Genomic DNA, 14,331 nt, shown 5'->3' with positions numbered 1-14,331 from the left:
ATAATGATGACAAAATCATAGAAAGTTAAAACGATGTTAAGAACGAAATTTGAAGAAGAATTAGACAAGTTACATAATCAGTTTTATTCGATGGGAACGGAAGTATTGGCCCAAATCAACAAAACAGTCCGTGCCTTTGTTAGCCATGATCGTGAATTGGCCAAAGAAGTCATCGAAGAAGATGATACCATCAATGAATTTGAAACAAAGCTAGAAAAAAAATCGCTTGAAATCATCGCCCTACAACAGCCAGTTTCAAATGACTTGCGTACAGTTATCACGGTATTAAAAGCTTCTAGCGATATTGAACGTATGGGTGACCATGCGTCATCAATTGCGAAGGCAACTATTCGTATGAAGGGCGAGGAGCGTATCCCAGTGGTTGAAGAACAAATCAACCTTATGGGAAAAGCAGTTAAACAGATGGTCGAAGATGCCTTGAACGCCTATATTAATGCTGACGATGTGAAGGCTTACGAAATTGCGGCTTCTGATGAAGTGATTGATAATTATTTTCGTGAAATTCAATCCTTAGCTGTGGCAGAAATTCGCAAAACGCCAGATGCCGTCTTTGCAGGAAAGGAATATTTCCAAGTTCTCATGTATTTGGAACGTATTGGGGATTATGCCCGCAATATTTGCGAATGGATTGTTTACCTTAAAACTGGAAAAATTATTGAATTGTAAGAAAATATGCTATAATGGGACTGGGAAAATGCTTGCCAGTCCCTGATTTTATACGAAATTGTGCAAGTTAGAAAATGAACTAACAAGAAAAAGTTTGCTTTGCTGAATTTTATTTTGTTAGGTTAACAAATACATGTAGACAGAGGTGATACTTAGGTATCATCTGTTGGTCTATTATGACTTGTTATTAGAATTAAGGAGTTATATGAAGACAGTAGAACATCTCATCGAAACATTTGTACCTGAAAATTATAATATCTTTTTAGATATTAATCGTCAGACCAAAACATTTACAGGAAATGTTGCGATTAACGGTGAAGCTTTAGATAATCATGTGGCTTTCCACCAAAAAGATTTGGACATTAAGTCTATTTTGCTTGATAATGAAGCTGTTATGTATCAAGTGGATAACGACAATGAAGTCGTGCGTGTTGAACTTCCTGAGACAGGGATGATGACACTTGTGATTGAATTTTCAGGACACATTACAGATAATATGACAGGGATTTACCCTTCTTACTACACTAAAGATGGTGAGAAAAAAGAAGTGATTTCAACCCAGTTTGAAAGTCATTTTGCGCGTGAAGCTTTTCCATGTATTGATGAGCCACAAGCTAAAGCGACCTTTGATTTAAGTTTAACTTTTGACCAAGAAGCTGGTGACATAGCCTTATCTAACATGCCAGAAATCAATGTCGAACGTCGTCAGGAAACTGGTCTTTGGACTTTTGACACTACGCCAAGAATGTCTTCTTATTTGCTAGCCTTTGCTTTAGGAAACCTTCATGGGAAGACTGTAAAAAGTAAGAGAGGAACAACTGTGGGTGCCTATGCTACAACTGCTCACCCGCTTAGCTCTCTTGATTTTTCATTAGACATTGCTGTACGTGTCATTGATTTTTATGAAGATTACTTTGGGGTGCATTATCCAATCCCGCAATCTCTTAACCTTGCCCTTCCGGACTTTTCATCTGGAGCTATGGAAAATTGGGGCTTAATCACTTATCGTGAAATTTACTTGCTTGTTGATGAGAATTCAACAGCTCAAAGCAGACAGCAAGTAGCACTTGTTGTAGCTCACGAAATAGCTCACCAATGGTTTGGCAATCTGGTAACGATGAAGTGGTGGGATGACCTCTGGTTGAACGAAAGTTTTGCCAACATGATGGAATATGTCTCTATTGACGCTATTGAGCCTTCTTGGAAAATTTTTGAAGATTTCCAAACAGGAGGTGTTCCACTTGCTCTGAAACGAGATGCCACTGATGGTGTTCAATCTGTCCATGTTGACGTTAGCCATCCAGATGAAATAAACACTTTGTTTGATCCAGCTATTGTTTACGCTAAGGGAAGTCGCCTCATGCACATGTTACGTCGCTGGATTGGTGACCGTGATTTTGCGGCTGGTTTACGTCTTTACTTTGAAAAACACCAATATCGAAATACCATCGGTCGTGATTTGTGGAATGCCTTGTCAGATGCTTCAGGAAAAGATGTGGCTGCCTTTATGGATGCGTGGTTGGAGCAACCAGGTTATCCTGTCTTGACCGCTCGTCTTGAAAACGACCAATTAATCCTTAGTCAAAAACAATTCTTTATTGGAGAAGCTAAGGACCACGGTCGCCTTTGGCCAATCCCGCTAAACAGTAATTGGAAGGGACTTCCCGAAACCTTGACAGAGGCAGAAATGGTCATTCCAAACTTTAGTCAATTGGCAGCAGAAAATGAAGGAGCCCTACGTTTCAATACTGAGAATACAGCTCATTACATTACAGATTACCAAGGACCATTACTAGCTGCTTTAGTCACTGAACTCGCTCATCTTGATAATACCTCTGCTTTACAAGCTATTCAAGAACGTCGTTTATTGGCAGATAGCGGCTTGATTTCCTATGCTGAATTGGTTGACTTAATTGCTCAGTTAGACGACTCTAAGTCTTATATGGTAGCAGAAGCGGTTCAGCAAGTGGTTTCTGGTTTGAAACGTTTTGTTGATGAAGGAAGCTTAGCAGAAAAATCTTTTAACCGCTTGGTAACCACCATTTATCAAGAAGACTTTAATCAGCATGGTTTTGAGAAAAAGGCTGACGAATCAGATGAAGATGAGATGGTACGTCAGGTTGCCTTAGGACGTTTATGGTTAGCAGAAAATCCGGCGATTATTGACGGATTGAGAGCTATTTTCGAAACATACACAGACAATATTGCAAGTATTCCAGCAGCCGTTCGTCGCTTGGTTTTAGCCAACCAAATGAAACATTTCGAAACAGATAGTTTGGTTGATACTTACTTTGACACTTATGTAGCGACAACTGATAATAACTTGCGTAATGATTTAACAGTGGCTTTAGGTCAAACAAGTCAATCAGCTACCTTAAAACGTATCTTGGTGAGTTTGAAAGACAAAGATATCATCAAACCTCAGGATTTATCTTTTTGGTATAATGTGCTTTTGGGACAGTCTTTCACGCAAGAAACCATTTGGAAATGGGCTAGAGAAAATTGGGAATGGATTAAGGCAGCACTTGGAGGGGATATGAGTTTCGATAAGTTCGTCATCTATCCAGCGGCTAACTTTAAAACCCAAGAACGCTTAAACGAATACAAAGCCTTTTTCGAGCCAAAATTAGATGATATGGCTATTAGCCGTAATATCGCTATGGGAATAAATGAAATTGAGGCACGTGTTGCCTTGATTACCAAAGAAAAAGCAGCTGTTCTTGAAGCACTCAGTCATTATTAAGACATTATACAGAGTTGGAAAGACACTTCCAACTCTTTTGATGTCATTTAAGCATCATTTTTTATGGAATTGAAAAAAGCATCAAAGTTTAGTAAAACTTAAGGTTTCTATGGTATACTTCACAATAGAATAGTCTTGTGAGAACAAAGGTGAAATGATAGGCCGAATCCCTATTTTGGCTCAGAATAATAGAGGTAGAAACATGATAAAAATATTATTAGTAGAAGATGACTTGAGTTTATCGAATTCCATTTTTGATTTTTTAGATGATTTTGCAGACGTGATGCAAGTTTTTGATGGCGATGAAGGCTTATATGAAGCAGAAAGTGGTATTTATGATTTGATTTTGTTAGATCTCATGTTACCAGAAAAAAATGGCTTTCAAGTCTTAAAAGAATTGCGGGAAAAAGATATTAAAATTCCAGTTTTGATTATGACAGCCAAAGAAAGCATAGATGATAAGGGACATGGGTTTGAACTAGGAGCAGATGATTATCTAACCAAGCCGTTTTACCTTGAAGAATTAAAGATGCGCATCCAGGCCCTGTTAAAACGTACGGGCAAATTCACTGATAAAAATCTAAGTTTTGGTAATGTGGTGGTGGATTTAAGACGAAAAGAAGTTCAAGTCGATGGGGAACCCATTGAGCTATTAGGAAAAGAGTTCGACTTATTGGTTTACATATTGCAAAACCAAAATGTGATCTTACCCAAGACCCAAATTTTTGATCGCTTATGGGGGTTTGACAGCGACACGACAATCTCAGTTGTAGAGGTTTATGTCTCTAAAATTAGAAAAAAATTAAAAGGTACTGGTTTTGTTGATAAACTCCAAACCCTGAGAAGTGTAGGTTATATTCTAAAAAACAATGAGTAAATTAAAAAAAGAGATTCTGTCAGATCAGTACACTCACTTTTTCCATTTTTTTGCGGTCTTTACAGGTATTTTTGTCATTATGACCATTATTATTTTACAGATTATGAGGTTTGGGGTTTATTCGTCTGTTGATAGTAGCCTGATTTCTGTTAGTAATAATGCTAGTAGTTATGCCAATCGAACCATGGCTAGAATATCCTCCTTCTACTTTGATTCTGAAAATAATATTATTAAGGCGCTACCTGACTCTGATAGTTCAAAATTACTAGGCTCCCCTGCAGCTAATACAGATATTATTTTGTTCAGTGCTAATGGGACGATTTTAAATTCCTTCAATGCCTTCTCCAATTACCAAAATTTTCATCTGGACGAACGACGGTTAGGAACCATTGTGACAACTAGTCTCGTGAATTTTTATGGTCAAGAAGAAAAGTACCATACGATAACTGTTAGGGTCCATATCAAAAATTATCCTGCTGTCGCTTATATGATGGCTGTTGTCAATGTGGATCAATTGGATAGCGCTAATGAACGCTATGAGCAAATCATCATCATTGTGATGGTTATCTTTTGGCTGATTTCCATTTTAGCTAGTATTTATTTATCTAAGTGGAGTCGAAAACCGATTTTGGAAAGTTATGAAAAGCAAAAGATGTTTGTGGAAAATGCCAGCCATGAATTAAGAACCCCTCTAGCTGTTTTACAAAACCGCTTGGAATCCCTCTTTCGAAAACCTAACGAAACTATTTTGGAAAATAGTGAGCACCTTGCCTCTAGTTTGGACGAAGTCCGAAATATGCGTATTCTAACGACCAATCTATTGAATTTGGCCAGGCGAGATGACGGTATCAATCCGCAATGGACAGATTTGGATGCTCAATTCTTTGATACCATTTTTAAGAACTATCAATTAGTTGTTGAAGAATCTGGCAAAGTCTTTCGCTCCGATAATCAAGTCAATCGCATCTTGAAAATGGACAAGGCATTATTAAAACAACTCATGACGATTTTAGTCGATAATGCCATCAAATACACCGATAAAAATGGAGTAGTTGAGATAAAGGTCAAAACAACCGATAAAACCTTGCTCATTTCGGTTATTGATAATGGGCCAGGGATAAAAGACGAAGAGAAGAAAAAGATTTTTGATCGATTCTATCGGGTTGATAAAGCTAGAACACGCCAGACAGGTGGCTTTGGCTTAGGATTAGCATTAGCCCAACAGATTGTGACGTCATTAAAAGGAAGTATCACAGTAAAAGATAACTTCCCTAAAGGTAGTATTTTTGAAGTCAAATTATAAACGAGGCTAGGACAAAAAGATTTCTATTTTTGAAATTCTTTATTGTTAGACCTAATCAATTAATCATTAAACAAAAAAGTAAACAAAACTAGATTCCTGACAATCAGAATTATGTTTTGTTCACTTTTTTTATTTGAAGTTGAACTTTTATCCTAGTCTTGAAGAAAAAGTCCATTTAGGACAATTTTTCTTCAATCTTTTTTTTGCTCCTCTAAAAATGAAAAACGCCTGAAACACAAAAAATAAGCGTTTTAAGAGTTAGTTGAAACCATAATCATTAAATTATCCTAGTTTACACTTTCTAAAAATAGAGTTTGTCTACGTTCTGTAAGGATGACTGTTGAGGTTATCCTTTTTAAAGTTCTCTCTAGATCGCTGATAGGATTCCAAATTTTTACCACACATAAAGAAAAAAACTCCAACTGGAGTTTTCATTGGATATTTATTAGCCAAGCTTTGCAGCAAGACGTGCTTTATCGCGGCTAGCTTTGTTTTTGTGAATCAAACCTTTTGATTCAGCTTTATCGATGCTTGAAGAAGCAGCACGGAAAAGCTCTTCAGATGGGTTAGCTTCAAATGCTTTGATAGCAGTACGCATAGCTGATTTTTGTGCTGAGTTTTTTTCGTTTGCTTTAACGTTAAGTTCAGCGCGTTTAATAGCTGATTTAATATTTGCCAATGTTTTCACCTCCAAATTAATCTAACTACATCATTATATAGAAAATATAGGTATTTGGCAACCCTTTATCACTTTTTGAGGTAAATTTCATCAATTTTATGATCAGCTGCCTTGTGCAAAATCAATTCTGCCCGATTTCGTGTTGGTTCAATAAATTTTTCTAGATTTTCCAAATTAACTGTTTTCCAGACATTATGAGCAAAAGCTATAGCCTCATCTTGGGGTAATCTTGTGTATTGGGCATAGTAGCTTTGTGAATCCTGCTTTGCCATTTCCAAAATACTTAAAAAGCGTTCAATATACCAGTGCTCAATATGGTCGCTGTCAGCATCAATGTAAATGGAAAAGTCAAAATAATCACTCATATATAAACGATTGTTTTGCTGGTTTTGAAAAACATTAATTCCTTCGACAATCAGAAAATCTGGACTATCAAATCGTTGTTCCTGATGAGGAACAATATCATAAATCTCATGGGAGTAAACAGGTACGGAAGCAGATTGACCATTTTTAATGGTATCTAAAAAATTCAATAGCCGTTCCATATTATAAGATTCAGGAAAACCTTTTCGATTGAGAATTCCTCGTTCAATCAGGATCTTATTAGAATATAAGAAACCATCAGTAGTGACCAACTCAACTTGACTATTTGGGTGAGTACGAGATAGTAGCAACTGTAAAAGTCGGCTAGTAGTTGATTTACCAACAGCAACAGATCCAGAAATCCCAATAATGAAAGGCCTTAACTGAATTTCTTTTTTGAGAAAGAGACTTTTTGAAAAAGATAGGTTTTCTTGAGCAATTTTATAAATCTGGATTAAATTAATCAAGGGAAGGTAAATATCGATCACATCCGTAATACTGATATTGTCATTTAAACTGGTGATACTCTCCAATTCCTCTTGTGTCAATAGAGGCTTTGTTTTTTGGTGCAACATTTTCCAAGCTTCTCTGGAAATCTTTTCAAAGTTGATGAATTCGTTTGTCATACTAGCTCCTAACAATTTGACAGTGCTTACATTATAACATTTCAGTAAAAAAAAAGAAAAATTTTTAGTTTGAATTTATGTGAGAATTAGTACAATTGCTAGAAAAAATCGAACATTCCAAGAAGATTTTTCTGTAAATTAAAAAGCGTGCAGTTAATGTTCGGTTTTACCGATTAATACCCTAGTAATCCTTTTAGAACAAGCGTCTTGTAAACCATTTCAAAGTGTGATAGAATGAAAAAGCATCTTAAAAAGATAGGAAAAACGATGGCAAAAATGTATTATGACGAGAACCCAGATAGTCTTCATGATATTCATGAATTGAATGTAACATTACTCGGTTTTCCGTTTACTTTCTTAACAGACTCTGGTGTCTTTTCAAAGAAAATGATTGATTTTGGTAGCCAAGTGTTGTTAAATACGTTGAATTTCACCAAAAATGAACGCATTTTGGACTTGGGTTGTGGCTATGGTCCCCTAGGGATAAGCCTGGCAAAAGTTCAAGGGGTAGAAGCAACCTTGGTTGATATTAACAACCGAGCGATTGATTTAGCCAAGAAAAATGCAAGCTTTAATGATGTTGACGTTTCCATTTTTCAATCAAACATTTATGAAAATGTTAGCGGGCAATTTGACCATATTATTAGCAATCCCCCCATTAGAGCGGGGAAAAAAGTTGTTCATGACATTATTGAAAAAAGCATTGACTTTTTAGTTAATCAAGGTGATTTAACTATCGTAATTCAAAAGAAACAAGGAGCACCTAGCGCTAAAGAGAAAATGGCGCATGTGTTTGGCAATGTTGAGATTATCAAAAAAGACAAAGGCTACTATATTCTAAGGAGTACAAAGCATGAGAACAGTTGATTTAATTCAAAAAAAACGTGACGGCAAAGAACTGACAACCGAAGAAATTAATTGGTTGATTAGTGGCTATGCTAATGGAACAGTTCCTGATTACCAAATGGCTGCTTTTGCCATGGCCATCTATTTCAAGGGAATGACAACCCGTGAAACACGGGATTTGACTATGAGCATGGTTGAGACTGGAGAGCAAATTGATCTTTCAGCTATTGCAGGTGTCAAAACAGACAAACATTCAACAGGTGGTGTGGGGGATAAGGTAACTCTAATCTTAGCGCCTCTTGTAGCAAGTTTTGATGTTCCCGTTGCTAAAATGAGTGGTCGTGGGCTAGGTCACACAGGTGGTACGCTAGATAAGCTTGAAGCAATCAAAGGTTTTCAAATTGACCGTAGCCAAGATGACTTTATTAAACAAGTGCAAGACATTGGCATCTCTGTTATCGGTCAATCCGATAAACTGGTTAAGGCGGATAAACTGTTATACGCTCTAAGAGATGTTACGGCAACCGTTGATATTATTCCTCTAATAGCAAGCTCAGTCATGAGTAAAAAAATTGCCGCCGGTGCGGATAGCATTCTCTTAGATGTTACTGTAGGTGATGGCGCCTTTATGAAAACTATAGAAGATGCCGAAAAACTATCTCGTTTAATGGTAGATTTAGGAAAAGAAGTTGGTCGTAAGACGGTTGCTGTCATTACCAATATGAGTCAACCTCTGGGACGAGCTATTGGCAATCGTCTGGAAGTGTTAGAAGCTTTGGATATTATGCAAGGCAAGGGGCGCGAAGATATTACCCATTTCATTTGCGAGTTGGCTCAGATTATGTTGCGTTTAGCTGGCGTTGATAAGTCACTAGAAGACATCAGAAAAAATCTGGTTGATGGAACAGCTTTAGCGAAATTTGAAGAAATGGTTACCTATCAAGGTGGTGACCTTAAGGATCTTTACCGCGAGTCATCGGCTGCTGTGCAGACAGAAGTATTTGCTGTTGAAGATGGCTACATTACCGAATTACCAGCCCTAGAATTTGGGTTATTTGCCATGAGATTAGGAGCGGGTCGAGCGGTAAAAACAGATCCACTTGATTATGAATCTGGAATTGTTTTTGATAAGAAAATTGGTGATTCTGTAAGTAAGGGAGACCGTATTGCTGTCATCTTCTCACAGGAAGATTTACCTAAAAAAGTGCTTACAGAATTCGAAAAAAATGTTAAAATAGGTGTAGCACAAATTGAACCTAAAGAGATCATTGAAATTATTTCCTAAGGAGGAATTCTCATAATGAACATTAATAAATATATTGATCATACCCTGCTAAAAGCAGATAGTGTGCAATCACAACTTGATCAATTAATTGATGAGGCAAAAATGTATGATTTTGCAAGTGTTTGCGTTAATCCAAGTTGGGTCGCTTATGCTGCAGAAGCTTTAAAAGATTCTGATGTTAAAGTTTGTACGGTTGTAGGTTTTCCTTTAGGGGCAACTACATCAGCAACCAAAGCTTTTGAAACCAAAGATGCTATTGCAAATGGTGCTGATGAAATTGATATGGTAATCAACATTGGTCTCTTGAAACAAGGTGACGATCAAGCTGTTGAAAACGATATGCGTGCTGTTGTTGAAGCAAGTGGTGACAAACTTGTTAAAGTGATTATCGAAGCTTGTCTCTTGACTGACGAAGAAAAAGTTAGAGCATGTCAATTAGCTGTTAAAGCAGGTGTTGATTTTGTAAAAACCTCAACAGGTTTTTCAACAGGTGGAGCAACCATCTCAGACGTCAAATTAATGCGCCAAACTGTGGGACCTGACATCGGGGTCAAAGCTGCTGGTGGTGCCCGTTCTTTTGAGGATGTAATGGCCTTTATCGAAGCAGGTGCTACTCGTATTGGAACATCCGCAGGAGTAACTATTATGAAGGGTGATATTGCAAATGGTGGCTACTGATTTAGTTTCATTAGCCATTGACGCCAGTAAGCATGCTTACGTTCCTTATTCACATTTTCCGATTGGAGCAGCTCTCAAAACTAAAGATGGGACAATCTATACTGGTTGCAATATTGAAAATGCTAGTTTTGGGCTGACCAATTGTGGTGAGCGAACAGCTATATTTAAAGCCGTTTCCGATGGACATAAGGAATTAGCAGAAATTGCCATTTATGGAGAGACGCAAGAACCTGTTTCTCCTTGTGGAGCTTGTCGTCAAGTAATGGCAGAGTTCTTTGAACCGTCTTCTCTAGTTACCTTAATTGCCAAAAATGGTCAAACCCTTGAAATGACTGTCGGTGATTTACTGCCTTATTCATTTACAGATTTATCATAATCTGACTTAATTCTTGTTATCTAGCCGTCTTGGCTTTATATTTACTTTCAGCAACTTGTTTGCTAGAAATATTTTTTAGGAGGGTTCATATTCATGAACAAGAAATTTATTGGTCTTGGTTTAGCTTCAGTAGCTTTACTAGGTTTGGCTGCTTGTGGTAACCGCGGTGCTTCTAAAGGTGGAGAAGCAGGAAAAACTGATTTAAAAGTTGCAATGGTTACCGATACTGGTGGTGTTGATGATAAATCATTCAACCAATCAGCTTGGGAAGGCTTGCAAGCTTGGGGAAAAGAAATGGGTCTTAAAAAGGGCGCAGGTTTCGATTACTTCCAATCTACAAGTGAATCTGAGTATGCAACTAACCTAGATACAGCAGTTTCAGGCGGCTACCAAGTGGTTTATGGTATCGGTTTTGCCTTGAAAGATGCTATTGCTAAGGCTGCTGGAGATAATGATGGTGTTAAATTTGTTATCATCGATGACGTTATCGAAGGAAAAGACAACGTTGCAAGTGTGACATTTGCCGATCATGAAGCCGCTTATCTTGCAGGTATTGCAGCAGCGAAAACTACTAAAACCAAAACAGTTGGTTTCGTAGGTGGTATGGAAGGTACTGTTATTACTCGTTTTGAAAAAGGATTTGAAGCAGGTGTGAAATCTGTTGACGATTCCATTCAAATCAAAGTTGACTATGCCGGCTCATTTGGTGATGCCGCTAAAGGTAAAACAATCGCAGCAGCCCAATACGCAGCTGGTGCAGACGTTATTTATCAAGCAGCAGGTGGAACTGGAGCAGGTGTCTTTAACGAAGCTAAAGCTGTTAACGAAAAACGTAACGAAGCCGATAAAGTTTGGGTAATCGGTGTTGACCGTGACCAAAAAGATGAAGGTAAATACACTTCTAAAGATGGAAAAGAAGCAAACTTTGTTCTTGCTTCATCAATCAAAGAAGTTGGTAAAGCTGTTCAGTTAATCAACAAACAAGTAGCAGACAAAAAATTCCCTGGAGGAAAAACAACTGTTTACGGTTTGAAAGATGGTGGTGTTGAAATCGCAACAACAAACGTTTCAAAAGAAACAATTAAAGCTATTGAAGAAGCAAAAGAAAAAATTAAATCTGGTGACATTAAAGTTCCTGAAAAATAATGGTAAAAAACAAGAAGCGCGACCTTTGTCGGTCGCCCTTTTTGGACTGAGATAACTTTTATCTCAGTAAAGCTTGTGACAAATGACAAGCTTTACTGAAATAAAAGATTGAATTGAAAGGAAATTATCCTATGACACAGCATGTCATTGAAATGAGAGAAATCACGAAGAAATTTGGTGATTTTGTAGCAAATGACCACATTAATTTGAATGTCAGAAAAGGTGAAATTCATGCCTTGCTAGGTGAAAATGGAGCTGGAAAATCGACCCTAATGAATATGCTAGCTGGTCTTTTAGAACCAACTAGTGGAGAAATTGTCATTAATGACAAGCCAGTTCTAATTGATTCGCCATCCAAGTCTGCTAAGCTTGGTATTGGGATGGTTCACCAACATTTCATGTTAGTAGAAGCCTTTACAGTTGCTGAAAACATTATTTTGGGAAATGAAGTGGTGAAAAATGGTTGTTTGGACCTTAAACAAGCCTCAAAAGAAATCAAAGAATTATCTGAAAAATATGGCCTTGCAATCAATCCTTCAGCAAAAGTTGCTGATATTTCAGTTGGAGCTCAACAACGTGTTGAGATTTTAAAAACTTTGTATCGTGGTGCGGATATTCTGATTTTTGATGAACCAACTGCTGTTTTAACACCTGCTGAGATTCAAGAATTGATGAGCATTATGCGCAACTTGGTTAAAGAAGGCAAGTCTATCATTTTAATCACCCACAAATTGGATGAAATCAGAGCCGTTGCTGACCGCGTTACAGTTATTCGTCGTGGTAAGAGTATTCAAACTGTTAATGTAGCAGGAGCTACATCACAAGATTTGGCAGAAATGATGGTCGGGCGCTCAGTTTCCTTTACGACTGCTAAAAAGGCATCTGAACCTAAAGACGTTGTCTTGTCTATTAAGAATTTAGAAGTTGATGAAAATCGTGGTGTTCCAGCGGTTAAAGGCTTGTCACTTGACGTGAGAGCTGGTGAGATTGTTGGGATTGCTGGGATTGACGGCAATGGTCAATCAGAATTGATCCAAGCTATTACAGGTCTTCGTAAGGCTAAATCTGGAAGCATCATGGTTAAAAATCAAGAAGTAACCCATTTAACCTCACGTAAAATCACAGAATTATCAGTAGGACATGTCCCAGAGGACCGTCACAGAGATGGTTTGGTTTTAGATCTATCCTTAGCTGAAAATACAGCCTTGCAAACCTATTATAAAGAACCATTAAGTAAAAATGGTATCTTAAACTATACTAAAATCAATGAATACGCCCGTAACTTAATGAGTGAGTTTGATGTTCGTGGTGCCAATGAATTGGTTCCTGCTCGCGGCTTCTCAGGTGGTAATCAGCAAAAAGCTATTATTGCCCGTGAGGTTGATCGTGATCCAGATTTGTTGATTGTTAGTCAACCAACACGCGGTTTAGATGTTGGAGCGATTGAGTATATTCATAAGCGTCTCATTGAAGAACGTGATAAAGGCAAAGCTGTCCTCGTTGTTAGTTTTGAACTTGATGAAATCTTGAATTTATCAGACCGTATTGCGGTTATCCACGATGGTAAAATTCAAGGTATTGTATTGCCAGAAGAGACCAACAAACAAGAACTTGGTATCTTAATGGCGGGTGGTTCAATTCATAAGGAGGAAAGTCATGCCTAAAAATGCACAAAAAATTGCTGTGCCAATGATTTCCGTCTTGTTAGGATTTTTACTTGGCGCTATTATCATGTTTATCTTTGGTTACGACCCAATTTGGGGTTATGAAGGTCTATTCCAAATTGCCTTTGGTAGCGTTAAAAATATCGGTGAAATCTTCCGGGCAATGGGGCCACTGATTCTCATCGCACTTGGATTTACCGTTGCTAGTCGTGCCGGTTTCTTCAACGTCGGGTTATCAGGTCAAGCCCTAGCAGGTTGGATTGCTGCCGGCTGGTTTGCTTTAGTTAATCCAGATATGCCGCGCCCTCTTATGATTATCATGACTGTTTTGATTGGTATGATTGCAGGAGGAATTGCTGGCGCTATCCCAGGTATTTTGAGGGCTTATCTGGGTACCAGTGAAGTTATTGTTACTATCATGATGAACTATATCATTCTTTATGTTGGTAATGCAATCATTCAAAAGGGATACCCTCAAAGTGTTAAACAAAGTATTGACTCAACAATCCAAGTTAGTGATAATGCTAGTTATCAAACCCATTGGTTATCAGCTTTGACAAATAATTCTCGGATTAATATTGGGATTTTCTTTGCTATTATTGCCATTGCCTTAATCTGGTTTTTGTTAAACAAGACCACACTTGGGTTTGAAATTCGTTCTGTTGGACTTAATCCACATGCTTCTGAGTATGCAGGGATGTCATCAAAACGTACCATTATCTTATCAATGATTATTTCGGGTGCTCTTGCAGGACTTGGGGGAGTGGTTGAAGGACTTGGTACTTTTGAAAATGTCTTTGTGCAGGGGTCTTCTTTGGCAGTTGGTTTTGACGGTATGGCAGTTAGCTTGCTTGCAGCAAATTCACCAATTGGCATTTTCTTCTCATCATTCTTATTTGGTGTCTTAAATATTGGTGCTCCAGGAATGAACATAGCAGGTATTCCACCAGAACTGGTTAAAGTCGTGACTGCCTCAATCATTTTCTTTGTAGGGGCTCACTACCTTATTGAACGTTACATTATTCGACCTAAAAAACTAGTGAAGGGTGGTAAATAAG

The 14,331-nt window shown here is 37.8% G+C and carries 13 protein-coding genes; 11 read left to right on the top strand and 2 right to left on the bottom strand.

From position 1 onward, the window contains the following. Positions 1–33: 33 nt before the first annotated feature. From phoU to EL097_RS08585, 4 genes are all read left to right on the top strand, one after another. A complete protein-coding gene (gene phoU, locus EL097_RS08605) occupies positions 34–687 on the top strand; it encodes a phosphate signaling complex protein PhoU (protein ID WP_003048299.1) in 654 nt (217 codons plus the stop codon). A gap of 205 nt (positions 688–892) precedes the next feature. Further along, positions 893–3,430, top strand: coding sequence for a M1 family metallopeptidase (locus EL097_RS08595; RefSeq protein ID WP_003048301.1), 2,538 nt, complete (start codon positions 893–895; stop codon positions 3,428–3,430). Between the two features lie 202 nt (positions 3,431–3,632). Beyond that, positions 3,633–4,307: a response regulator transcription factor gene (locus EL097_RS08590; protein ID WP_003048303.1), complete on the top strand. Its 675-nt coding sequence runs from the start codon at positions 3,633–3,635 to the stop codon at positions 4,305–4,307. Beyond that, on the top strand, positions 4,300–5,610 hold the full coding sequence (locus EL097_RS08585) for a sensor histidine kinase (protein ID WP_003048304.1): 1,311 nt from the start codon (positions 4,300–4,302) through the stop codon (positions 5,608–5,610). Before EL097_RS08590 ends, EL097_RS08585 begins: the two co-directional genes overlap by 8 nt. Before the next feature lie 445 nt (positions 5,611–6,055). On the opposite strand, the gene rpsT is transcribed toward EL097_RS08585, so the two are convergent. After that, complete coding sequence (gene rpsT, locus EL097_RS08580) at positions 6,056–6,304, bottom strand: 30S ribosomal protein S20 (RefSeq protein WP_009881183.1); 249 nt, start codon at positions 6,302–6,304, stop codon at positions 6,056–6,058. Between the two features lie 53 nt (positions 6,305–6,357). After that, the gene (gene coaA / locus EL097_RS08575; RefSeq protein ID WP_003048306.1) at positions 6,358–7,278 is read right to left on the bottom strand and encodes a type I pantothenate kinase; all 921 of its coding nucleotides are present in this window, start codon (positions 7,276–7,278) and stop codon (positions 6,358–6,360) included. A 267-nt stretch (positions 7,279–7,545) separates the two neighbouring features. Here coaA and EL097_RS08570 point away from each other — a divergent pair, with 267 nt between their 5' ends. From EL097_RS08570 to EL097_RS08540, 7 genes are all read left to right on the top strand, one after another. Beyond that, a complete protein-coding gene (locus tag EL097_RS08570; RefSeq protein ID WP_003048308.1) occupies positions 7,546–8,145 on the top strand; it encodes a class I SAM-dependent methyltransferase in 600 nt (199 codons plus the stop codon). Beyond that, positions 8,132–9,409 (top strand): pyrimidine-nucleoside phosphorylase, encoded by a 1,278-nt coding sequence (locus EL097_RS08565; protein WP_003048310.1) that lies wholly within the window; start codon positions 8,132–8,134, stop codon positions 9,407–9,409. The genes EL097_RS08570 and EL097_RS08565 overlap by 14 nt, the downstream gene beginning before the upstream one ends. A gap of 15 nt (positions 9,410–9,424) precedes the next feature. Continuing rightward, the gene (gene deoC, locus EL097_RS08560) at positions 9,425–10,087 is read left to right on the top strand and encodes a deoxyribose-phosphate aldolase (RefSeq protein WP_003048312.1); all 663 of its coding nucleotides are present in this window, start codon (positions 9,425–9,427) and stop codon (positions 10,085–10,087) included. Continuing rightward, positions 10,074–10,463, top strand: a complete 390-nt coding sequence (locus EL097_RS08555; protein ID WP_003048314.1) for a cytidine deaminase — start codon at positions 10,074–10,076, stop codon at positions 10,461–10,463. The genes deoC and EL097_RS08555 overlap by 14 nt, the downstream gene beginning before the upstream one ends. A gap of 93 nt (positions 10,464–10,556) precedes the next feature. Then, on the top strand, positions 10,557–11,609 hold the full coding sequence (locus EL097_RS08550; protein WP_093998607.1) for a BMP family lipoprotein: 1,053 nt from the start codon (positions 10,557–10,559) through the stop codon (positions 11,607–11,609). A 131-nt stretch (positions 11,610–11,740) separates the two neighbouring features. Then, a complete protein-coding gene (locus EL097_RS08545) occupies positions 11,741–13,273 on the top strand; it encodes an ABC transporter ATP-binding protein (protein WP_003048318.1) in 1,533 nt (510 codons plus the stop codon). Further along, positions 13,266–14,330, top strand: a complete 1,065-nt coding sequence (locus EL097_RS08540; RefSeq protein WP_003048320.1) for an ABC transporter permease — start codon at positions 13,266–13,268, stop codon at positions 14,328–14,330. The genes EL097_RS08545 and EL097_RS08540 overlap by 8 nt, the downstream gene beginning before the upstream one ends. Position 14,331 lies beyond the last annotated feature (1 nt).

It is taken from the genome of Streptococcus canis (assembly GCF_900636575.1).
Lineage (GTDB): Bacteria > Bacillota > Bacilli > Lactobacillales > Streptococcaceae > Streptococcus > Streptococcus canis.
This window is presented reverse-complemented; position numbering and strand designations above follow the sequence as displayed.

Bases quoted from the DNA above. Each gene is read 5' to 3' on its own strand.
- deoC (WP_003048312.1), top strand. From the start codon at position 9,425: ATGAACATTAATAAATATATTGATCATACCCTGCTAAAAGCAGATAGT.
- EL097_RS08545 (WP_003048318.1), top strand. From the start codon at position 11,741: ATGACACAGCATGTCATTGAAATGAGAGAAATCACGAAGAAATTTGGT.
- phoU (WP_003048299.1), top strand. From the start codon at position 34: ATGTTAAGAACGAAATTTGAAGAAGAATTAGACAAGTTACATAATCAG.
- EL097_RS08565 (WP_003048310.1), top strand. From the start codon at position 8,132: ATGAGAACAGTTGATTTAATTCAAAAAAAACGTGACGGCAAAGAACTG.
- EL097_RS08540 (WP_003048320.1), top strand. From the start codon at position 13,266: ATGCCTAAAAATGCACAAAAAATTGCTGTGCCAATGATTTCCGTCTTG.
- EL097_RS08585 (WP_003048304.1), top strand. From the start codon at position 4,300: ATGAGTAAATTAAAAAAAGAGATTCTGTCAGATCAGTACACTCACTTT.
- EL097_RS08550 (WP_093998607.1), top strand. From the start codon at position 10,557: ATGAACAAGAAATTTATTGGTCTTGGTTTAGCTTCAGTAGCTTTACTA.
- EL097_RS08595 (WP_003048301.1), top strand. From the start codon at position 893: ATGAAGACAGTAGAACATCTCATCGAAACATTTGTACCTGAAAATTAT.
- EL097_RS08590 (WP_003048303.1), top strand. From the start codon at position 3,633: ATGATAAAAATATTATTAGTAGAAGATGACTTGAGTTTATCGAATTCC.
- EL097_RS08570 (WP_003048308.1), top strand. From the start codon at position 7,546: ATGGCAAAAATGTATTATGACGAGAACCCAGATAGTCTTCATGATATT.
- coaA (WP_003048306.1), bottom strand. From the start codon at position 7,278: ATGACAAACGAATTCATCAACTTTGAAAAGATTTCCAGAGAAGCTTGG.
- EL097_RS08555 (WP_003048314.1), top strand. From the start codon at position 10,074: ATGGTGGCTACTGATTTAGTTTCATTAGCCATTGACGCCAGTAAGCAT.